The following is a 19,292-nucleotide window of genomic DNA, read 5'->3' as shown; positions in this document are numbered from 1 at the left end:
AGAATGTTTACAATACGGTAATGTTAGTATTTCAAGATTGATATGAAGATTGACCCTGTAGAACTAACTAAGAAATTAATTTCTTTTAAAAGTATAACACCAAAAGACGATGGAGCAATAGAGCATATAGCAGCCATTCTCAAGAAAAGTGGTTTTGAATGCGAGATTTTGGAGTTTGGTGATAAAGTTAAAAATCTTTATGCGAAATATATAAATGGAGTACCAAACTTGTGTTTTGCTGGACATGTTGATGTTGTACCACCAGGTGAGTTAAAAGATTGGATATCTGATCCATTTAAGCCAGAAGTTAGAGATGGAATGCTATATGGAAGAGGAGCAGCTGATATGAAAGGCGGAGTAGCTGCATTTATTTCTGCAATGGTAGATTTCGTTGCAGAGAAGTTTCGATTTAGTGGTTCAATCAGTGCGCTGATTACCAGCGCTGAAGAAAGCACGGAAGAACATGGAACAAAGGCCGTTTTGGAATGGATGAAAAGCAAGCAAAAAAAGATAGATTTTTGTATAGTTGGAGAACCAACGAGTAGTGAGAAATTAGGTGATACCATAAAAATAGGTAGAAGAGGTTCTGCAACATTTAAATTGATTTGCCATGGTAAACAAGGGCACGTTGCCTACCCAGACCTAGCGGATAACCCAATATATAAAATGATATCGATATTAAGTAAGATAAAAGATACCACTTTTGATACTGGTAATAAATATTTTCAGCCTTCACATTGCGAAATTACTACTATCGACGTTGGAAATAATACTAATAATCTAATACCTAGTTCAATAGCAGTAGGTTTCAATATTCGATATAACAATACACAAACACCGGACGTTTTATATAAGATGATTGATGCAATATGCGCCAATGTAACTAACGATTATAAACTTTCTATGCAGAGCAGCAGGGACGTTTTTCTCTCTACTCCTGATAGAAATACTGATATTATGCTTGATGCGATAAATAAAATTACTGGTATTGATGCTGTGCTGAGTACAAATGGTGGCACATCTGATGCTGCGTTTATTAAGGATATTTGTCCAGTAATTGAATTTGGTACGATCAACAAAACCGCACATCAGGTAAATGAATGCGTATCAGTAGACGATATACATAAATTAACAGCTATATATAAGGAGTTTATAAAAAATTATTTTTACCCCACTAATAAAATATTAAACCAGATCAATGTAATTGGTAATACGCCTGATGGTCCATTATTAGCTTGAGGTGCAGTTGGATAGAGAAGAAAACTTACTAGACACATTTTACCAACCCCTTATTATAATATTAAGGGTATTTTTGACTCAAAACTTGTCTTTGATCTGTGCAAGCTCAATAACAAAAACTCAGTAAAAAGCTTATTAGCGAAAATTATATGGTATCTGTTCAGCAGAGTGGCAAAATAAGATAGACAAAAAAAGTATAAGAGAGAAATCGGTGTCATGCAAGTAGCTGACATAGGTTCCTTTATAATGCCAGTGCTCAGACACTGATTTTTGATCGAAAATGTTGTCTTGTTTGTGATGAATTTTCCAGTGTCGCGCATTGATCATTTTTTTCTATAGTTGTCTTTTCTCGTCTACCTTATTTTGCTAACCGGCTCTACCTACCCAGATGCTTCTGAGAATTTCTTAAACATTTATAGCTCATACAAAACCCGGTCTGACTGTCATAAAGGCTTGCATGACCGCTTCAGCAAGATAACGTCGCACTACTTCAAATTCTAATTTTCAACTTAAAGAGGTACATAATGTCAAATAACTTCAATTTCAAAGAATTTTTTCACCATCATGAAGCAAATAGCACTTTAGATGATATACAAAGGTACTTCATACTGTGGCAATCAGTGATATCACAGGCAACGATTGATGCAGCAAGTAACTGTAAAAAAACAGAAAGCTTGGTAGAGAAACGTAAAGCAACTTCCTGGCTGTCAGACTTTAGTCAAGATTTTGTTGAAACATGTATACTGGCTGACTGCGATCCGTTATACGTAAAAAATAAAATACAGCCAATTTTAAAAAAGATAAAGCCCTTTTAATGAGGTTTACCCCTCTCACCAAGAAAAATATCATTTAATCTTTTTTCTATAGCTTCATCTATATCTTGGATTAATAGCTGCTTTATCATATTCACTTTCCGTTCTGCCTCTTGAAGATTATTGTTACCGTAACTGTTCTTATTACTATAACCATAACTACTGCCATTTGGTTTATTACTCATTTTTCTTCTTGTGCTGAGTATCTGAACTATCTTCTGCTTGAAAAAAGACTTCCAGCCTGTGCTAGGAAATAATTTGTAGAGAAAATGTGGAGTAAGAAACGCTACTAATATTCTAATAGAAACTCCATAACCCAAATCATCTCTATTTTCATAATACCATTTTAAATATTGATATAAATGGTAAAATGCATTTTTGAAAGAGCTAAATTCTACAGCATACCAAAAGCCACTGGTGAGAAACATGAGCATAATGCTCGATGTATAAAGATACAGAGTGAAAAGAAATAGCTTAACAACTATATCTTTCAAACTGCCCAGTATGTAATTAAATAACCTTAATTTATAAAAAAGTGATATCATTTTACGCAAACTTCAATATGGCTGGGGTGGAAGGATTCGAACCTTCGCGTGGCGGTATCAAAAACCGCTGCCTTACCACTTGGCTACACCCCAATATTGTTTATATCAATAACATTATTAACCCAATTAGTAAAAGATTTATTCGCTTTTCCTATGGGTATTATCACAACGGCTGGTTGATCATAAGAATGCATTGCCTCGATTTTTTCTACAATCTTATCAGTTTGATCATTCCTGCTCTTCATAATTGCCACTACTTCACAATTACTATTAACTTTACCTTCCCATAGATACAGAGAATTTACCTCAGGAAATATATTTACACACACAATTAACTTCTCATTTAACAATTCTTCAGAAATAGCCTTAGCCTCTTTCAAGCTTGAAAAAGTTGTATAGACTAAAACTAAATTACTCATCAAACGCTAAATAAATGCACTTCACTATACTTCACTTAGATTTATTCATCAAGAGAAAATAGAAGAGACTTCTTCAGCGCTTGACACACAGAAATTGAAGATGTCATTTAGTAGCTCTCCTCTTGTCATCCCAGTACTTAGACACTGGGATCCATTTTTTCATCTAGATGCCAGCATCAAGTGCTGGAATGACATAGTGGAATGTTATCCAAGTAGCTGACACTGGAATCCAGCTTTCATTAGAAATGTTGATTACTTTTATGCTAATAATTTTACTATTCTGCCGAACGGACACAATTGCATATAGTATAGTCTTTAGTTTTAGTGAGAATAGTTTTATTCCACTGATCAAGGAGTGCTAAATTGAAATACGTATCACCTTTATAAGTTTTATGCATTTCAGTCATAATAAATTCTGAGATTAGGTTATGCTCTAAAAAAAGGTGTGCTATTTGTGCCCCACCAATCACAAAGACTTGAGAACTACTTTGAATTGACAGAAATTCTTGCATGGAAGAGACAACAGTACATTTTGGGCCTCTATTAAAACACTTGTTACGGGAGAAAACAATAGGTGTACGATTCTTTAGTATGCTCTGAGGCACGGTTTCAAATGTCTTTCTTCCCATCACAATAACTTGCTTGTCGGTTACTTGACAAAAATGTTTAAACTCACTTGGATAACGCCAGGGCAAATCATTATTTATTCCAATTACCCCATTAGGGTCAACAGCCATAATTCCAATAATCTTCATCCCTTTAAGACAGCTTGGGCTACAAAAAATCTCATGTGGTCGCGTACATTATGCACTCTAAGGAAATCAACCTTATTTTGCAGTATAGCAGATGTAGCAATTGTTTCTAAATCTCTATTAGAGGGAGATTCTATGGAAAAAGAGGAAATAAATGACTTTCTGGAATGGCCAACTAAAACCTTGCAGCCAAAATTTTGTAAAGTTTCTATACTGCGTAAAATCTGAATATTCTGATACATAGATTTGCCAAAACCAATACCAGGATCAATAATTATTGAACTTTCATCAAAACCAAGGGCAAGTAACCTATTAATGCTCTCCTCTGCCCAATTATTTATGATATCAATTGGGTCAATATCATGTGGAATAATATTGTCCTTATGTGGTGGTATCGAAAGTGAATGCATAATAACGACACTACACCCACTACTAGCAATCGCTTTTAGAGTATGATCATTCAGATCTCCCTTCTGATCATTTACCCAGGCAATGTTGTAGTGCTTCAAAACGTTTAAAATAACGTCTGGCCAAAAACTATCAATGCTGACTTCAATATCACCATTTTTCATATAGTCGCTAAGATTATCAAGTACTGGTTTTAGACGTTCATACTCTTCCTCTGGCGTCTTTATTGAAGCTCCAGGCCTTGTTGATTGAGCTCCAAGATCAACTATGCTTGCACCATCTGATACCAGCTGCAATGCCTGCTTGGTTGCTCGATTCGCATCATAATAAAGACCACCATCTGAAAATGAATCAGGGGTAATATTGACGATACCCATAAGCTTTGGTGAAAGCGTAAAACTCTTTGAAAAACAGTCTTGAACATTGAAAGCAAAGGTTTTGTTAACCATTGCCATCAAGTGGAGCAAAAATGGTCTATTTACTAATTCTGGGTGAGGAATTTTAAGATCAGGCGTATCAAGCGTTAAGTCATCCAATAACAAAATATCTAAATCAATAACACGAGGTGCCCATTTTTCATGAGTCTGTGGACGACCAATGTCACATTCGATTTGTTTTAAGCCTTTTAGTAGCTCCTCAGGAGAAGAAGAACAACTTCCATAGACAATCATGTTGAGAAATGGCTTGTTCCAATCAGGTGGAGCACCATTTGGTAAAATAGCCTTAGTTTCTAGAATGATCGAAGACTTTAAGTCTTTTAAATAGCGCTTCTTTAGTAACTCAGTAGCTCTTTGTAAATGGGAAAGGCGATTACCTATATTTGATCCAATAGAAATATAGATCATTCTTGCAATTCATTACAGTAAGTAAAAAAACGCCCCCATGCACACCAGGAACTGGTGGTGCGATTTTGTGAGTAGTCACCCTGACAGAATGCTCTTTTTGCATAAAAAGGTCGTTAATCATCCTGTATATATCATGAGTTAAATGCTCGATTAAATTAAATTGCTTGCCCTGAACAAGAGATTGAATATTTTGCACTACTTCCAAATAGCAGATAGTATCTTTAAGTTGATCAGTTGTAAGCCCTGAAGGAGGAGATTTAAAAGTGAAATCAACATCAATACTCACCAATTGGGGAGAAAATTTCTCTTCTGCACTACATCCCAAATGAACCCAAAGCCGTAAATCAGATATAAGAAGATTACATGCTACCACTGAATTTAGTATCTACTTATAATTAATGACAAACATCAACATTCATCATGCCATCAAGAAAACCCCATAAGAGTTTTGCTCCTTTTTTAGCGCCTTGCATGACTTTCTCTTGCTCTTCTTCGCTTAAATCTGCAATAAGGTTTGCACATTCTTCAGAATGCCACTCATCAGCTTCCATATGAACGGTAAAAAATTTGAGAGGACGTTCGTCGTTTATTGAATAGTGTTTTTTCAGACCCTCAATTTTAGATTTAGAAACCTCTGGAGTTTGACGTTCATAAGCGTACAGAGCTCCAAGACCTGCTGCAAAATCTGATTTTACAATGTCAAAATAACCATCAACTAATTCTCGTGTCTCCTTAATTTGTGCATTTTCACAAAGCTCTGAACGTGCTACTCCCAGTCCTTCAGCAAAACGCTGCCATAATTCTGGGTGATTCTCGTCACCTTGTTCTTCCTCTATTAAATTACCAAGTAAAACTTGCCGCATTTTCAAATTCGGACACAAGGAATGTATACCGCTGATATAACGAGGAAAAGCAGCAACATGGTGATAATATTCCTTAGCATAGGTTTGCAGAGCCTGCAGGCTTAAGCTACCTTCATTCCATGACTCGTAAAATGGGTGTTTTAATAAGTGAAAACTATCTAATTGATTATTAAGTGATTGAACAAATGTCATAAATAAACACTAAATTGTTTTAGGCTACGTTTAGGTTTATCAAATGTCAAGAGGCATTTCTCACTACTACTTTAATTCCAATACATATAAAGATAGATGCGTTATTGGTTAATTTTTTAGTAAAAATTGATTTTTTTAAAAGTTCCATGTATTATTAGATCAGTGTAGTGAAAAACGCAAAATGAAGGTAACAGAAGAAAACACAATAAAAACTAGGGAAGAGTTCGTAGAAGTTCAAAATGGAATGCGAATTCAAAAGATAGTGATGTCAAACTCGAAGAGCAGCGCAGATAGCAGAAAGAAAAAGCATATAGTTTACTTTCCAGGGCTTACATATACTTTTGAAAAAGAGCCAGATGAAGACAAAAGTGAATGGAATTGGGCAGCTGAAGCAGGTATGGATGTTCACCTTATTAATTTTCCTGGTTCTGGAAAAAGCAAAGGCCATTCTTTAAACGGTCGAAATCGAGTAAATGCAGGAATTGAAGTCATTTCAGATCTTCTAAAGCAAGGCATTCACCCAGACAATATAGTACTGTATGGAAGCTGTGCTGGAGGACCAATAGCTGCGGAGGTTTATAAAAAGTTTAAAAAAGATGACAATATTCATTTAAGATGCATTATCAATAAATCCTTTAGCTCATTCAAAAAACTTGTAGTGAAATTACTACACATATCAAAACCTAAATGGCTATTTCCTCCTATAATAAAATTCATACTCAAATGCTTTGGTTGGCACTTTAAGCCACATACAATAGTAAACGATATTACTCCATACACAATTTGTTTTAATCTAGAGAACGATGGCTTTATTAGTAAGCAGGCAAATATAGGTACTAAAATTTCTGATATAGAAAAAAGTCATAGGAAAAAAAACTACCAAAAAAAAGAAACTTTTGAAGGTTTTGAGCAATACAAAGAGTTTTTCATGGAACATGCCAACTTAGCTAAAATAAAAAACCTTGAACCTGAAGTTGGAATAATGAGAAAATGCTGGAATAAGTTTCTATCGTTACTACCTATTAAGGCAGATGATATTCACTTTTCTCCGATTACAGAATTGTGCTCATCAAGTGAACACAAATACACTCTTCCTGAGCTAACTTCACTCTTTTTAGAATTCACAGATGATTACTTCAAAAAGAAGGGTTCGCTCAATCAGGAGATAAAAACAGAAGTGATATTTGAAAAGAATAGTGAAAAAGAAATAGAGGAAAAGAAACAGTATTTTACCAATTTAAAGAATTATTCAATAAGTCAGAGTATATCTAAAAAGCTAACATCTCTGCAAATATTGAAATAAGCGTTTCTTTTGTGATTAAAAAAACATTGCATCTAGAGTATCTGCCATAAGTGATAATTTTGTGCTTTCATCATAGAGATTGTTTTCACTAGCTAATAATTTCTCACTAATTTGTGGATAAAGTTTAGAAACGTACTTCTCATAGCATTTATCTAGGCATTTTTGGTCTGTCCGTTTTGCTTTGTAGGAATGGCATTTCTGCTTACATTGATTATATCTAAATTCAATCCCTTTCTCTTTGTTTGATGCTTGTTGTTCCATAATATTCTTCAATTTAAATGCTATTAATATTAGCATACAAATATGAACATTATGCTAATATCATTACTTTTTAGGTATACATGGCAAATTTATGCCTGGAAACAGTTTTTGGTTATTTCCTAGATTTTCTTTATAAAAACCAAAGGCGCCAGTTGGTTTTTATTAGCTAAGGTAAAGGTCAAATATCTGGAATTCTGAACATAAAATCCTCCTGTATAAAAAGATTAGAAAAAAATGCAGCGCATATATGACAGACGTGTATATACGCTGAAAAAGATACGCTACGTTTTTTATTGAAAAGTTAATTGAAAGTCTGCAGACAAAGATAAATTTTTGAGCTCTTAAAATATCTCTAACTTTAATTATAATTAGATTGAAAATACGCGGAAGTAATTTTTTTTGACAATAGATTTCTTTCATAACCAGGCGTCATCCCAGCTGGGATCCAATAAGAAAACCGCGCTGGAACTTTTGAATTCCAGTTATGCAAGGAATCTAATATCATGGAGTTTTCAAACACTAACAACCACGTACTATAACAAGGCAAAAATTTTACGTAAGAGGGTAGGCCTTGCAATTGTATCAATAGTGGTGGGATTGGTAGGACTCGAACCTACGACCAATTCGTTATGAGCGAACTGCTCTAACCGACTGAGCTACAATCCCTTTTATCAACACCTATAATACACGCAAAAGGAAATTTGTCTACTCGCTTATTTCACTATCAACCCAACTGTGTAAATCATTTATTGCGCCAATTTTGCGTGCAATTTCCTTACCATCTTGAAATATGATTAAAGTAGGTATAGATTGAACTCCATACTTACTTGGCACCTCAGTTTCTCCATCTATGTCGAACTTGCAGATCTTGATCTTGCCTTTTCTATCCTCAGCCAATTGCTCGATACGTGGCATCAGACTTTTGCATGGTCCACACCATTCTGCCCAAAAATCTACCAGCACAAATCCTTTGTGGTTAGCAACTTCAGATTCGAAATTTTGATCATTTACCGCTTTAATATCATCACTCATAAAATACCTAAATTTTTATAAATATAGCGTATCAATTAACAGCTGATCAACTAAATTTTTTTGGATTCAAGTGAAGTGATTATATCTGATGATTAAAGATATCTACATTCCCCCAACCCATTGAATCTAGCTCAATACGAGTAAGAAGAAACTCAAAGCACTTTTCGGCTAATTCTTTTCTATTTTCACGTTCTAGCATTAAATCTAGCTTTTCCTTTATTCTATGAAGATATAAAACATCAGATGCAGCATAACTTTTTTGCTTGTCTGTTAAATTTTCATTTCCCCAATCAGAAGATTGTTGTTGCTTATTTAATTTTATATCAAGTAGTTCTAAGCACAACTCTTTTAAGCTATGACTATCTGTATAAGTGCGAACTAAACGTGAGGCTATTTTCGTGCAATAGCAAGGCAGTGCCCAAGTTTTTAAATAATAATGTATTACGCTTACATCAAACCGCGCAAAGTGAAATATTTTGGTTATATTTTTATCCTCTAATATTTTTCTCAAATTTGGAGCTGTATAATCGTTTTTGAATTGAACTAAGTGAGCGTTGCCATCATTGAAAGAGAGCTGAACAAGGCATAATCTATCTCTGCTATGAAGTAGACCCATTGCCTCTGTATCAACAGCTATAGATTTTATATCATTCGGTATTGCACTGGCTGGCAGGTCGTCTTTATATATAAATATTCTCATAAATTTAATATGTTTTATAACACATACAATAATCAAAAATGAGTTTAAGTATACGAAAAGATCATAGAAAACGCGCTCTCATGATTTTCATGTATGTAGGGTTTACAAATTATGATATGCACCTATAATAAGAATAAGTAAATTTTCATTGCGGGAGTGGCTCAGTTGGTAGAGCGCAACCTTGCCAAGGTTGAGGTCGAGGGTTCGAACCCCTTCTCCCGCTCTTCTTTTAACATAAAAAAATTGCTTCACTTATTCAACTAGTTCAGCCATGCTTAAAGTAGCTAAAAGCTTTTTAGAAAATTATTATTTAAGAGGGTTATATGGACAATGATACTAAAAGAATGTTATTTAGATTAGGTATAGCTACAACAATAGGAGCACTTACAGGTTTAGGACTCAGTTTTACAGCTCTATCACCTTTAGTAATGGGTGGAATTGTTGCTGCGATTCCGGCAGCCTTACTTGCATGTCGGATAATCTCTAATAGAGGACTCTCCAAAGAAGTCTTTTTTCAGACTGCTTGTTTTTGTGCTGTAGGTACTGCAATTGGAGTTGGTCTTGCTGCAGCTGCAATGGCTATTTTCCCTGGTGCAATGCTTGGAATGGGATCGGCAGCTTTAGCGGGTGGGTTGATAGCACCCATATCAGTAATCGCAGGGTTAATTGCAATAGCTTATATTATTGAACCAATAGCTAAAAAAGTGAATGAGTATATTATATCACCTGTAGTTGAATGTTTTTCTTCAAAAGGGGAAGAGAAAGAGCAAGTTATATAATAATCAATTGACGTTAGCATTCGGTTTTCTTTATAATTTTCTTTGTGAAAGAAGAAAAGTGCTTATTTGTAACGATAGCTGGTTTGCCAAATGCTGGAAAGTCAACGCTAATTAACAGTATCGTAGGCAAGAAAATTGCAATTGTCACCCCTAAAGTGCAGACAACAAGGACGCAGGTAAGGGGTGTTGCTATATGCAACAATGCGCAAATTGTTTTTACTGACTCTCCAGGAGTGTTTTCAGCAGAAACAAATCTTGAAAAAGCTTTAGTCAAATCTGCATGGGGAGCAGTTAAGGATAGTGACATTACTTTGTTGCTTGTTGATGTAAACAATTACCTAAAAAATATAGAAAGAATAAAAACGATATTTGCACGACTGGAGCGCACAAAAGGCAGATGCATTTTGGTTATCAATAAAACTGATTTAGTAAAGAAATCAGAGCTCAAGATGGCACATGAGCACCTAAATTTGCTTTATAAGTTTGAAAAAATTTTTACGATATCGGCACTGAAGAATGATGGACTTTCTAATTTGATGAATTACTTATCTGAAATTGCACCGATAAGCCCTTGGTTCTATGAAGAAGATCAAGTAACCGATTCCTCAGCTGATTTTTTATCAGCAGAAATTACAAGAGAGAAGTTATTCTTGAACCTACGTGAAGAATTGCCATACTCTACAGCTGTTATAACTGAACAATTTGAGGAAAAAAAAGATAAGAGTTTAGTCATAAAACAGATCATATTTGTATTGAAAGATAATCATAAGAAAATAGTGCTAGGAAAAGACGGCAGTAGCATAAAAAAAATTAATATCGAGGCGCGTACAGAATTGGAAAAGTTATTTGAGTGCAAAGTTCATCTCTTTTTGTTCGTAAAAGTGCGACCTTGGACTGATCGCCCTGAGGAATATATAAGTAATGCTTAATTCTTTGTTGGTATTTGATATTGAAACTATACCAGATGTAAATTCCTGTAAGAATTTACTAAATATTAGTGATGATAGCAGTGTAGAAGAAAAGAGGGACGCATTAACAAAATATCATCTTGAAATAACAAACGGGCAAAACTCTTTTCTGCGTCAGCCCTTCCACCTTGTTGTAGTCATTAGTTTTTTACTTTGTAATATAACACGCCAGAGCGGTTATGAAATGTTCACACTACAAGAAATAAGATCTGGAGGCACAGTAAACTCCAATGAAAAAGAGCTAGTAAAGGGATTTTTTAACTACATATCAGAGAAAAAGCCAAGACTAGTTTCGTTCAATGGACGCACTTTTGATATACCGGTACTGAAGTACCGTGCTATGGTTCATGGCATTCAAGCAGAATATTTTCACAAAGCTGGCGATAAGTGGAATAGTTACAATCAGAGGTACAGTAGTGATTGGCATTGTGATTTGCTTGAATCTCTCTCTGATTTTGGAGCTTCTGCAAGAATGAAGATGAACGAAGTTTGCGCAGCATTTAATCTTCCTGGTAAGATTGGAGTCGATGGGTCACAAGTTATGGGCTTATACGATAGTGGCAAAATACAAGAGATTCGCGATTATTGTGAAACAGATGTGATTAACACTTATTTAATTTACTTGAGATTCATGCATCATCAAGGAAGAATTACTACAGAAAGCTATAATAAGAGCATAGAAGAACTGCTTTTGGAATGCGAAAAAAAAGAACACCTAAAGAAATTTAAAGAAGAATGGAAAATAACTTCTGGTGAAAATTTTTATATTGAATTTAAATGAACAGATGCTATAGAGCAATCTAATGATTGCTCCATATAGTAGTTATAAACTCCTTGTAGTAGAAAAGACATTTTGATATGCCATCTGCTTAACTTCTGCTTGTTCAAACTTAGAAAAATTTTCTAAGTTTTTATCTTGGTATTCCTTTTTTACTTTCTCGAAAAAATTTTGCTTACCAAGAATATAATCACCTAAATTAGCAGCATAATATTGAGCATTACCTAAAACTGCACAGTTAATTCGACTTAATATTCTCGAAGGGTAGTAAAAGAGAGAAACATTATTGTTTGACCGGAAGTCATTTTCATCCATTATTTTAATGGCTTCATGATAACCATCTACTTGATGAACAAAATATCCTTCAGGTGCTGATATTCTCAATTGTGCACCTACATGAGCATAACCACAAATACCAGGTGATACCGCTGGTACTGGGTCTTGTCTATGTTGAGTTACTCTAATGGTTTTTTCTTGAAGAACATCATTATAAAATTCACTAGCAGTAAGATCAAAAACTCGTGGATCACCAAAAGTTGCAACATGAACATCTTCAGCTCCTTCTGTTTTATTGAGGGATAAAGCAGCTATCTTAGCAATAGCTCCTCCCATACTATGACCTGTGAGATTAATTTTAAGATCTTTGACTTCTGATCCCTGTTTTTCAGCATGAGATTTCAAAATGCCATAAAGATTAGGCCATGAATCCACAAATGAATTATAAAATCCTCTATGCATTCTTCCACCGTTAGATAAAAGTTCTGAAGTAGTAAAAACTACATTTATATCAGTGATTCCATCGTTTACACCATGGCTCAAACGAGTACCATGGTAAGCTATTGTTATTTCTTTACCTTTTATAAAAACATGACCAGCATCTTTTTCAAAGCTATTACCAAATGGAGTAATTTCATAACCTTCGCTGATAAGTTCAGCTCTAGTTTTATACATTTTTTCAGTAGATGGAACAATTTCAAAATCTTCTACAATTTCAAATTCAGTTTTGTATACTCTTTGAGCTAGGTTGTTACATCTTTTTTTACTTAATTTACCATCATCATCGCCATAGCTTATCTTGCAGAAATTACCCATTTCTAATAATTTCTCTCTATCAAATCCTGCAATTTTTATAATACTTTCATCTGTTTTATAGTCAGAAGGTAAAGAACATGGCTCATTTGGATCAGCACGATTTATAAATTCATAATCTTCAATGATCTCAAATTCATCGTCATATTCTTTCATCTCGTATTTGCCATCATCTACTGAAATAGAGTCTGGCTGTTCAGTATTATCTGGCTCTGAGCCTGTAGCAGCACCTGTAGTGCTAAACCAATTTCGTAAAAAACTAAAATCCATAAATACCTTGATTATTAAAAATAAAACAATAATTCACTAATTATAATATAAACTAATATTATTGTCAATAGTTATATTAATATTTTAACCTTTGTGTACTTTCACTTGAGTAAATTTTACTTCCATAGAAATAGAATAAGTATAGAGTTATAATACACTAACAAGCAAACCTCTGTGCTAAATTTTGGTTAATATACAAGTTGAGCGTATTAAGAAAGTTGCTTTTAAAGTATTGCATTTTACTTTTATTTTCGCTATAAGGTTGCTTTAAGTTGAATTTTCAACATTTTTATACTATTTATGTTATGATTTTGAAATTTTTTGGGGGCACTTCATGAAAAAATCTATTTATACTAGAACTGCTCTAGTTTCTCTATTAACTTTATGTTCTTTCAGTGGCTTTGCTGGTGACTTTTCTGACGAGAGTATAAAGGAAGTAAAAAAGCAAGAGAGTAACGAGTCAATCAAAGCTTCTGGAAAGATGGAAGTGATGAAGACGTCAAATAAAAAACTAAAAGAAAAAATGGACAGGATATGTAATGCTGATCCAAGAAAAAAAGCTGAAGAGCTTAAGAAAAAAGAAGAATTAAGATTAGCAGCTGAGCAGAAGAAAAAAGAGGAGTTGAAATTAGCAGCTGAGCAAAAGAAGAAGAAAGAAGAACTAAAATTAGCAGCTGAACAAAAGAAAAAAGAAGAAATTAGGCTAGCAAATGAGAAAAAAGCAAAACTTATAGAAGCTTCAAAAGCGAAAGCCCTGAAAGTTAAAAATTCTAATGTAGAAAAGTCAAAAATTAAGGGTTCTAAAACTAAGAATGCTAAAATTGAAGCTAAAGATATAAAAAAGGATGTAAAAGTTGTTAACAGCAATACAGGGGAAAAAGGTAAGGCAAGTCCTGTTGTTTCAGTTGGTGGGGTTGATATTATCAATACTAATCAAGGGGATGGTTTAAGAATAACTTTCGGTGGTGTTATTGATTCTCAAGGTTATGGTAACTATGGGCTAAGTGGCTATGAGCATTATAATATTATGCCGGGAAAATATACAGATTATTTTAATAATACTGAAGATAGTATAAAAGGAGCAAATCTAATATTTCCTAAAGGGATAGGAAATATTGGTGATTACAGCGAAAACATGGGCATGATTTCAGATGCAATATTGCACTTAAGAGCTGAAAACAAAAACGAAGACTTAGGACTTGTTTATGGCGCCAATGTGCAATTTCATGTTCCAGTTACTGAAGGTAAAGGAGCATCACAAGGTGTGAATGCTGCAAGAGGTAGAAGTGCACATGTGTTTTTGAACTCAAAATATGGTGATCTGAAACTTGGCTATCAATTTGGTCCTGAGTCTCTGATGAGACTTGATGCAACAAGAGTTGCAACCGTTGACGGAGCTGCAGATAGTGATTGGTTTAGAAAAGTGAATTTAGAAGGAAGTGCTGCAAACTTTCCATTTTACGTAACACCACGTCTTTATACTGAAAGCTTCTCGAGCGAGAGCGAAAAACTCTCCTTCCGTATGGCAGGAAAGTATAACAAAGAGGTTATGACCACATTGCCGTTTAGAGTTGCTTACTACTCACCAAGTTATATGGGCGCAAGATTTGGTCTTAGCTACTCACCTCGCTATGATAATAATTTATTCATTGTGAAAGAAGAGAATGATGTAAGACATGTTGGACCGGATTATGAGCATATAGTAAGTGCTGGTACATCGTATGAATATGATTTTAGTCAGCATAATATAAAAGTTAAAACTTCTGTAGTTGGTGAGTATGGTAAGGCAAAAAAACCAAATAAAGATAAGCATCTTTATAAGGAATTTGTGGAGTACAATGACCTGATGGGTGTTAACTTAGGTGCAAGCGCTGATTATAAGATTGATGAAGATCAAGCCGTAAAATTTGCTGCCTCTTTTGCATATTTGGGCAAGTCTGGTCAACCAAAGGATATTAAAATCAAAGATGGTGGTAATGGCTATAAACAAATTCCTGAAAAGGATGTTCAAGGCAAAGATAATGAAGAGTATAAAAGAATTGCAGGCTTAGCTCAATTCGATAACAATACCATGTATTGGACTACAGGGGCTGGTTATCAATATGAAAATGTCTACACAAGCTTGACATACTTTGGCAGTAGAATGAATGATGGAGATATGCTTCATGATGTTGCACTTGGTGTTCAATATGATCTATCTTCTTGCAATAAGAGCAAGTTTGTTCCTTATGCAGCTCTTCATTACTTTAGAACTGATGAAAAAGGCGCAGTGAAAGATAAAAATAAAGCTGATGTACCTTCTAACCAAGGAGTTCTTTTACTTACTGGTGTGAAGTTTTCTTTCTAATTAGTCTTAGTAATACACACCACAATTTAATGTGGTGTGTACTTCCAGATGAAAATTATTTATATTGAAAAAATTTCCAATATATGGTATAATAGCTTAGAGTAGAAGTAACAATATCATGGATATAACAGTAAATCTTGATGGAGAATTTGAGAAAATAGTACAATCTCATTCCATGTTACAAAATCGTTCCGTACCACAACAAATTGAGCATTGGGCTAAAATTGGTCAAGTTGTTGAAGATAACCCTGAGCTAAGCTATAACATCATTAAAGAAATCCTTTCAGGCACCGAAGATGCAAAATCAGGTGATGTTGAGGAGTATAAATCTACAAAATTTTGAAGGTTCTTCTTACCAACACTTTTAAGCGGTCAATGAAAAAGCTGCATAACAGTCAACTACCTAAACTTGAAGAAGCTATCAAGCAAATATAAAGATAATCCATGTATCGGAGAACTAAAGTCAGGTGACCTTGCAGGTGTTCGTGTATACAAATTCTCTATTTTTAATCAACTTACTTTGTTAGCTTATTTTTATAATGAACAAAATAATGAATTAACACTTCTTGCCCTTGCTCCACATGAGAATTTTTATAGAGATCTGAAGAAGCGAGTTTAGTCAACATAGCAGCCGTTTCTTTTCTACCATTATTTATAGGAGGCCCCTATGCAAACCAAATTAAAAAGTCATTTAGCTGGAGAATTACTTACCATCGCTACTTGCTGGAAATTAACACTTGTAGGTGGAGAAGTAATGGGATTTACTGACTATGATGAAGATTTAAATCTCAATAATATACTCTATAAATCTTCAAGCGGTTTTATAGCCAGCAGTATAATATTAAATAGCGATTTGAGAACTGATAATCTAGAAATTGAAGGAATATTAAATAGTGCTGATATTAAAGAAAAAGATGTTTTATCAGGAAGGTATGACTTTGCAAATATTGAAATATTTCTTGTGAACTATAAAGATTTGAGTCAGGGAATTATGAATTTGCATGCAGGAACTTTTGGCAAAGTAACATTAAATAGCGGGAGGTTTATCGCTGAAATTAGAGGTCTTGCGACAAAGCTTGAGAGAAGCATAACAGAGCTATATTCTCCTGTATGCAGGGCACAATTTTGCGATGATAGATGTAAAGCTGATGCTAAAAAGTTTAGTAGAATAAGCACAATTACTAAAGTGATAGATGAAAGAAGATTTGAAGACACTAATTTAATCGAAAGTGATGGATATTATAAGCACGGAGTGGTAAAATTCTTTAGTTCAGCAACATTTGAAGTTGTAGTTAAAGAATACAAAAATAAAGTAGTTACATTATTTGCTTCTCCTCCATATCAAATTTCTACCGGAGATAAATATTTGATACTTGCAGGTTGTGATAAAGCGTTTTTAACGTGCAAAAACAAGTTTAACAATACTGTGAATTTCCGTGGCGAACCATATATACCAGTTGTTTAGCAGCATAATTTTTAATATTATGAATAAGTATGGAAAGGTGGCTGAGCGGTCTAAAGCACACGCTTGGAAAGCGTGCACATATGAAAATATGTCGGGGGTTCGAATCCCCCCCTTTCCGCACATTATTTCTAGTATAACATAGGATTTTCCGTTTTGTTCTTGAGCGTAATAACCATATAGCATTAGCACTTCAGCTCCGCAATTTTTCAGAGTCATCTACGTCAATAAAAGAATAGAGTTATCAAGTTGCAGAGCCTTCTTGATTTTTGATGAAGAAGAGTAGTAGAAATACAATCCAGTAGCCAGCATACCTTCCCTATTCCTAACAATATCTTGCAGTACTATACTTAGTATGTGTCATTTCTCCCTAACATCAGCAAAAGCCAATGATGGTATATATCCAACCTACCATAATATGTCAACATAATTCTTTATTGAAAATTTTAGGAAAAAATAAAACTTTTTTATTAAATAGACATGTAATCGTATTCATCCAAATATGATTCCTTTATTGTCTTTTTTGGATCAAATGGTTCAGAACTTAGATCATACGGAAAGGTTACAGTAAATTAATACTGGAAGGATATTAGTATGGAGCCTCAGATTCGTAAATGTCTTTTCTGTGTTTTATTGAAACACTTCATACTTTGCAGCATTTACATGATACGATAATCGCCAGTTCTCAGTCTTCTGTATCCTTTGAGTTTGTAACAAAACGATTCATCAAAATCAATTGGATTAACTGTAAGTCGCTCTTTTACTATCTCTTCAACTCTTAACTTTATTGTTTTTGGAAAAGCTCTTCTTACTAACATTTTCAGGAATTTAATCTTATAGCGCTTTAGTCTCACCTATAGTGGTAAGATTATCTACTTATTCTTGTATGGAAATTTACCAATTATTAAGATAATCAGTGTAGTAAAAACATATTCTAATAGTATGGAAAAATAAAATGGGTTTTGAAAAATATGTAAACGATGGTATTATAAATTTATATGATTTGCGTAACGACACAAGTAACAAAGAAATATGTAAGCTTATCGATTTTATAAAAGAAAGAAAAGATATCAAAGAATTCGCTTTTCAAGATGATGATACTGATCATAGTATACAATATAGGAAAGGTAGAAATATTAGTAATAATATGAAACCTATATGCATAGGTGTAGGAATTGGTTTAGTTGCTGGTCTAGTTGCAGGATGTTGTTTAGGGCAAGAAACTTTAGCTCTTATTGGCGTTTCTGGTGTAGTGTTGATTGCATTTGCTATAGTTGGTGCATTACTTGGAGCTGGAGCGGGCTATGTCGTAGGTAAATGCCTTGACAAAATTAAGGTTACAAATATGCAAGAAGCAATAAGTTGTTAAAGGTTCGTGTTATATTCTGAATTTCTTTCAATACTTAAAGATTTACAATCAGAGCAAACCACTTGGCCACGTGGAACTGATTTCAGCTCATCAGTTGAAACTTTACTTGAGCAGAATATGCATTTTATTTTATCACTTGGGGCGAGTGAGTGATCAACAGCAATTCTATCATCAAAAACAAAACACTCGCCTTCCCAATTACCACTTTTATTACCAGTTTTTTCAAGATAGGAAAGAATACCGCCTTTAAGATGGTAAACATCTTTAAATCCAACGCTTTTCATATATGCTGTAGATTTCTCACATCTGATTCCACCAGTACAGTACATAGCTACTTTCGGGTCTTTACTCTCAGAAAATGACTCTGCCCACCGAGGAAAATCGCGAAAACGTTGAGTGTGTGGATTGATTGCATTTTTAAACTTGCCTAATTTTACTTCGTATTCATTTCGTGTGTCTATTACTAAAACGTTAGGTTGAGAGATAAAATCATCCCAATATTCTGGATCAATGTACTGACCTCTAACGAAAATATCGAGATTACTTACACCAAGATTTACAATTTCTCTTTTTAATCTTACTTTCATCTTACTAAATGGTTGATATTCTGCCGAGCTCTCTTTCCACGCAAGACCTTTCAGCCTGTCATCAGAACGTAGAAAATCAAATATTTTATCAATTGCGCTCCTTTCTCCAGATATGGTTGCATTGATACCCTCTTCTGCAAGAAGTATAGTGCCTTTTAATTCAACATTGTCGCATGCAACTTTTATTTCGTCTTTCATGTCATAATAATTAGAGAGTTTTACAAAATGATAGAAAGTTGCAATGACAAAACTCATAATTAATTAGTTTATCG

The 19,292-nt window shown here is 34.2% G+C and carries 23 protein-coding genes and 4 tRNA genes; 13 read left to right on the top strand and 14 right to left on the bottom strand.

Annotated elements, in window-relative coordinates:
• Positions 1 to 42: 42 nt before the first annotated feature.
• Positions 43 to 1,239 carry a succinyl-diaminopimelate desuccinylase gene (gene dapE, locus ABWU64_RS00785; RefSeq protein ID WP_353279649.1) on the top strand — a complete coding sequence of 399 codons (1,197 nt, stop codon included), beginning with the start codon at positions 43 to 45 and terminating at the stop codon, positions 1,237 to 1,239.
• A gap of 524 nt (positions 1,240 to 1,763) precedes the next feature.
• The gene (locus tag ABWU64_RS00780; protein WP_341815520.1) at positions 1,764 to 2,054 is read left to right on the top strand and encodes a hypothetical protein; all 291 of its coding nucleotides are present in this window, start codon (positions 1,764 to 1,766) and stop codon (positions 2,052 to 2,054) included.
• Here ABWU64_RS00780 and ABWU64_RS00775 read toward each other — a convergent pair.
• The 7 genes from ABWU64_RS00775 to ABWU64_RS00745 form a co-directional block, all read right to left on the bottom strand.
• Positions 2,051 to 2,479, bottom strand: a complete 429-nt coding sequence (locus tag ABWU64_RS00775; protein ID WP_341815521.1) for a hypothetical protein — start codon at positions 2,477 to 2,479, stop codon at positions 2,051 to 2,053. The two genes, ABWU64_RS00780 and ABWU64_RS00775, sit on opposite strands and share 4 nt — an antisense overlap.
• Before the next feature lie 135 nt (positions 2,480 to 2,614).
• Positions 2,615 to 2,689, bottom strand: a tRNA-Gln gene (locus ABWU64_RS00770).
• A complete protein-coding gene (cutA, locus tag ABWU64_RS00765) occupies positions 2,680 to 3,015 on the bottom strand; it encodes a divalent-cation tolerance protein CutA (RefSeq protein WP_341815522.1) in 336 nt (111 codons plus the stop codon). The genes ABWU64_RS00770 and cutA overlap by 10 nt, the downstream gene beginning before the upstream one ends.
• A gap of 275 nt (positions 3,016 to 3,290) precedes the next feature.
• Positions 3,291 to 3,770 carry a dihydrofolate reductase gene (locus ABWU64_RS00760; protein ID WP_341815524.1) on the bottom strand — a complete coding sequence of 160 codons (480 nt, stop codon included), beginning with the start codon at positions 3,768 to 3,770 and terminating at the stop codon, positions 3,291 to 3,293.
• Positions 3,767 to 5,020, bottom strand: a complete 1,254-nt coding sequence (folP, locus tag ABWU64_RS00755; RefSeq protein ID WP_135352987.1) for a dihydropteroate synthase — start codon at positions 5,018 to 5,020, stop codon at positions 3,767 to 3,769. The genes ABWU64_RS00760 and folP overlap by 4 nt, the downstream gene beginning before the upstream one ends.
• Complete coding sequence (locus tag ABWU64_RS00750; protein WP_353279648.1) at positions 4,986 to 5,345, bottom strand: dihydroneopterin aldolase; 360 nt, start codon at positions 5,343 to 5,345, stop codon at positions 4,986 to 4,988. Before ABWU64_RS00750 ends, folP begins: the two co-directional genes overlap by 35 nt.
• Before the next feature lie 70 nt (positions 5,346 to 5,415).
• Complete coding sequence (locus tag ABWU64_RS00745; protein WP_015587957.1) at positions 5,416 to 6,075, bottom strand: CADD family putative folate metabolism protein; 660 nt, start codon at positions 6,073 to 6,075, stop codon at positions 5,416 to 5,418.
• 181 nt (positions 6,076 to 6,256) lie between these two features.
• Here ABWU64_RS00745 and ABWU64_RS00740 point away from each other — a divergent pair, with 181 nt between their 5' ends.
• Positions 6,257 to 7,378 (top strand): alpha/beta hydrolase, encoded by a 1,122-nt coding sequence (locus ABWU64_RS00740; RefSeq protein WP_135352986.1) that lies wholly within the window; start codon positions 6,257 to 6,259, stop codon positions 7,376 to 7,378.
• Positions 7,379 to 7,393: 15 nt separating this feature from the next.
• On the opposite strand, the gene ABWU64_RS00735 is transcribed toward ABWU64_RS00740, so the two are convergent.
• The 4 genes from ABWU64_RS00735 to ABWU64_RS00720 all read right to left on the bottom strand — a co-directional run bounded on the left by ABWU64_RS00735 (position 7,394) and on the right by ABWU64_RS00720 (position 9,371).
• Positions 7,394 to 7,675 carry a hypothetical protein gene (locus ABWU64_RS00735; RefSeq protein ID WP_015587959.1) on the bottom strand — a complete coding sequence of 94 codons (282 nt, stop codon included), beginning with the start codon at positions 7,673 to 7,675 and terminating at the stop codon, positions 7,394 to 7,396.
• Positions 7,676 to 8,228: 553 nt separating this feature from the next.
• Positions 8,229 to 8,305: transfer RNA gene (locus tag ABWU64_RS00730), tRNA-Ile, on the bottom strand.
• A 39-nt stretch (positions 8,306 to 8,344) separates the two neighbouring features.
• Positions 8,345 to 8,671: a thioredoxin gene (trxA, locus tag ABWU64_RS00725; RefSeq protein WP_007302120.1), complete on the bottom strand. Its 327-nt coding sequence runs from the start codon at positions 8,669 to 8,671 to the stop codon at positions 8,345 to 8,347.
• Between the two features lie 79 nt (positions 8,672 to 8,750).
• On the bottom strand, positions 8,751 to 9,371 hold the full coding sequence (locus ABWU64_RS00720; RefSeq protein ID WP_353279646.1) for a ribonuclease D: 621 nt from the start codon (positions 9,369 to 9,371) through the stop codon (positions 8,751 to 8,753).
• A gap of 150 nt (positions 9,372 to 9,521) precedes the next feature.
• Between ABWU64_RS00720 and ABWU64_RS00715 the strand changes: the two genes are divergently transcribed.
• The 4 genes from ABWU64_RS00715 (at position 9,522) to ABWU64_RS00700 (ending at position 11,899) form a co-directional block, all read left to right on the top strand.
• Positions 9,522 to 9,594: transfer RNA gene (locus ABWU64_RS00715), tRNA-Gly, on the top strand.
• A 100-nt stretch (positions 9,595 to 9,694) separates the two neighbouring features.
• A complete protein-coding gene (locus tag ABWU64_RS00710) occupies positions 9,695 to 10,150 on the top strand; it encodes a hypothetical protein (protein ID WP_341815528.1) in 456 nt (151 codons plus the stop codon).
• A 44-nt stretch (positions 10,151 to 10,194) separates the two neighbouring features.
• On the top strand, positions 10,195 to 11,079 hold the full coding sequence (gene era, locus ABWU64_RS00705) for a GTPase Era (protein ID WP_015587961.1): 885 nt from the start codon (positions 10,195 to 10,197) through the stop codon (positions 11,077 to 11,079).
• A complete protein-coding gene (locus ABWU64_RS00700; protein WP_341815529.1) occupies positions 11,072 to 11,899 on the top strand; it encodes a 3'-5' exonuclease in 828 nt (275 codons plus the stop codon). Before era ends, ABWU64_RS00700 begins: the two co-directional genes overlap by 8 nt.
• Positions 11,900 to 11,941: 42 nt before the next feature.
• Here the strand turns inward: ABWU64_RS00700 and ABWU64_RS00695 are convergent, their stop codons facing one another.
• Positions 11,942 to 13,255 carry a lipase family protein gene (locus ABWU64_RS00695; RefSeq protein WP_353279645.1) on the bottom strand — a complete coding sequence of 438 codons (1,314 nt, stop codon included), beginning with the start codon at positions 13,253 to 13,255 and terminating at the stop codon, positions 11,942 to 11,944.
• A 334-nt stretch (positions 13,256 to 13,589) separates the two neighbouring features.
• Between ABWU64_RS00695 and ABWU64_RS00690 the strand changes: the two genes are divergently transcribed.
• From ABWU64_RS00690 to ABWU64_RS00670, 5 genes are all read left to right on the top strand, one after another.
• Positions 13,590 to 15,602 (top strand): porin, encoded by a 2,013-nt coding sequence (locus ABWU64_RS00690; protein ID WP_353279644.1) that lies wholly within the window; start codon positions 13,590 to 13,592, stop codon positions 15,600 to 15,602.
• 118 nt (positions 15,603 to 15,720) lie between these two features.
• Entirely contained in the window at positions 15,721 to 15,945 is a 225-nt protein-coding gene (locus tag ABWU64_RS00685; RefSeq protein WP_341815532.1) for a TA system antitoxin ParD family protein, read from the top strand.
• Between the two features lie 66 nt (positions 15,946 to 16,011).
• Positions 16,012 to 16,221 (top strand): type II toxin-antitoxin system RelE/ParE family toxin, encoded by a 210-nt coding sequence (locus ABWU64_RS00680; protein WP_353274429.1) that lies wholly within the window; start codon positions 16,012 to 16,014, stop codon positions 16,219 to 16,221.
• Between the two features lie 48 nt (positions 16,222 to 16,269).
• Complete coding sequence (locus tag ABWU64_RS00675; protein ID WP_353274431.1) at positions 16,270 to 17,067, top strand: DUF2163 domain-containing protein; 798 nt, start codon at positions 16,270 to 16,272, stop codon at positions 17,065 to 17,067.
• A gap of 31 nt (positions 17,068 to 17,098) precedes the next feature.
• A tRNA-Ser gene (locus ABWU64_RS00670) sits at positions 17,099 to 17,185 on the top strand.
• A 538-nt stretch (positions 17,186 to 17,723) separates the two neighbouring features.
• On the opposite strand, the gene ABWU64_RS00665 is transcribed toward ABWU64_RS00670, so the two are convergent.
• Positions 17,724 to 17,882, bottom strand: a complete 159-nt coding sequence (locus ABWU64_RS00665) for a type II toxin-antitoxin system RelE family toxin (protein ID WP_353279642.1) — start codon at positions 17,880 to 17,882, stop codon at positions 17,724 to 17,726.
• Positions 17,883 to 18,019: 137 nt separating this feature from the next.
• On the opposite strand from ABWU64_RS00665, the gene ABWU64_RS00660 reads away from it, so the two are divergent.
• Positions 18,020 to 18,433: a hypothetical protein gene (locus ABWU64_RS00660; protein ID WP_341815535.1), complete on the top strand. Its 414-nt coding sequence runs from the start codon at positions 18,020 to 18,022 to the stop codon at positions 18,431 to 18,433.
• Here the strand turns inward: ABWU64_RS00660 and ABWU64_RS00655 are convergent.
• On the bottom strand, positions 18,430 to 19,275 hold the full coding sequence (locus ABWU64_RS00655) for a rhodanese-related sulfurtransferase (RefSeq protein WP_353279641.1): 846 nt from the start codon (positions 19,273 to 19,275) through the stop codon (positions 18,430 to 18,432). The genes ABWU64_RS00660 and ABWU64_RS00655 overlap by 4 nt on opposite strands.
• Positions 19,276 to 19,292 lie beyond the last annotated feature (17 nt).

It is taken from the genome of Wolbachia endosymbiont (group B) of Xanthorhoe designata (assembly GCF_964028585.1).
Taxonomy (GTDB): Bacteria; Pseudomonadota; Alphaproteobacteria; order Rickettsiales; family Anaplasmataceae; genus Wolbachia.
This window is presented reverse-complemented; position numbering and strand designations above follow the sequence as displayed.

What these genes read in the sequence shown, in the direction of transcription:
- ABWU64_RS00675 (WP_353274431.1), top strand. Translation starts at nt 16,270, where the DNA reads ATGCAAACCAAATTAAAAAGTCATTTAGCTGGAGAATTACTTACCATC.
- ABWU64_RS00710 (WP_341815528.1), top strand. Translation starts at nt 9,695, where the DNA reads ATGGACAATGATACTAAAAGAATGTTATTTAGATTAGGTATAGCTACA.
- ABWU64_RS00760 (WP_341815524.1), bottom strand. Translation starts at nt 3,770, where the DNA reads ATGAAGATTATTGGAATTATGGCTGTTGACCCTAATGGGGTAATTGGA.
- ABWU64_RS00745 (WP_015587957.1), bottom strand. Translation starts at nt 6,075, where the DNA reads ATGACATTTGTTCAATCACTTAATAATCAATTAGATAGTTTTCACTTA.
- ABWU64_RS00655 (WP_353279641.1), bottom strand. Translation starts at nt 19,275, where the DNA reads ATGAGTTTTGTCATTGCAACTTTCTATCATTTTGTAAAACTCTCTAAT.
- ABWU64_RS00700 (WP_341815529.1), top strand. Translation starts at nt 11,072, where the DNA reads ATGCTTAATTCTTTGTTGGTATTTGATATTGAAACTATACCAGATGTA.
- ABWU64_RS00735 (WP_015587959.1), bottom strand. Translation starts at nt 7,675, where the DNA reads ATGCTAATATTAATAGCATTTAAATTGAAGAATATTATGGAACAACAA.
- ABWU64_RS00775 (WP_341815521.1), bottom strand. Translation starts at nt 2,479, where the DNA reads ATGTTTCTCACCAGTGGCTTTTGGTATGCTGTAGAATTTAGCTCTTTC.
- ABWU64_RS00660 (WP_341815535.1), top strand. Translation starts at nt 18,020, where the DNA reads ATGGGTTTTGAAAAATATGTAAACGATGGTATTATAAATTTATATGAT.
- cutA (WP_341815522.1), bottom strand. Translation starts at nt 3,015, where the DNA reads ATGAGTAATTTAGTTTTAGTCTATACAACTTTTTCAAGCTTGAAAGAG.
- ABWU64_RS00665 (WP_353279642.1), bottom strand. Translation starts at nt 17,882, where the DNA reads ATGTTAGTAAGAAGAGCTTTTCCAAAAACAATAAAGTTAAGAGTTGAA.
- ABWU64_RS00685 (WP_341815532.1), top strand. Translation starts at nt 15,721, where the DNA reads ATGGATATAACAGTAAATCTTGATGGAGAATTTGAGAAAATAGTACAA.
- dapE (WP_353279649.1), top strand. Translation starts at nt 43, where the DNA reads ATGAAGATTGACCCTGTAGAACTAACTAAGAAATTAATTTCTTTTAAA.
- ABWU64_RS00720 (WP_353279646.1), bottom strand. Translation starts at nt 9,371, where the DNA reads ATGAGAATATTTATATATAAAGACGACCTGCCAGCCAGTGCAATACCG.
- ABWU64_RS00695 (WP_353279645.1), bottom strand. Translation starts at nt 13,255, where the DNA reads ATGGATTTTAGTTTTTTACGAAATTGGTTTAGCACTACAGGTGCTGCT.
- ABWU64_RS00690 (WP_353279644.1), top strand. Translation starts at nt 13,590, where the DNA reads ATGAAAAAATCTATTTATACTAGAACTGCTCTAGTTTCTCTATTAACT.
- ABWU64_RS00740 (WP_135352986.1), top strand. Translation starts at nt 6,257, where the DNA reads ATGAAGGTAACAGAAGAAAACACAATAAAAACTAGGGAAGAGTTCGTA.
- folP (WP_135352987.1), bottom strand. Translation starts at nt 5,020, where the DNA reads ATGATCTATATTTCTATTGGATCAAATATAGGTAATCGCCTTTCCCAT.
- trxA (WP_007302120.1), bottom strand. Translation starts at nt 8,671, where the DNA reads ATGAGTGATGATATTAAAGCGGTAAATGATCAAAATTTCGAATCTGAA.
- ABWU64_RS00780 (WP_341815520.1), top strand. Translation starts at nt 1,764, where the DNA reads ATGTCAAATAACTTCAATTTCAAAGAATTTTTTCACCATCATGAAGCA.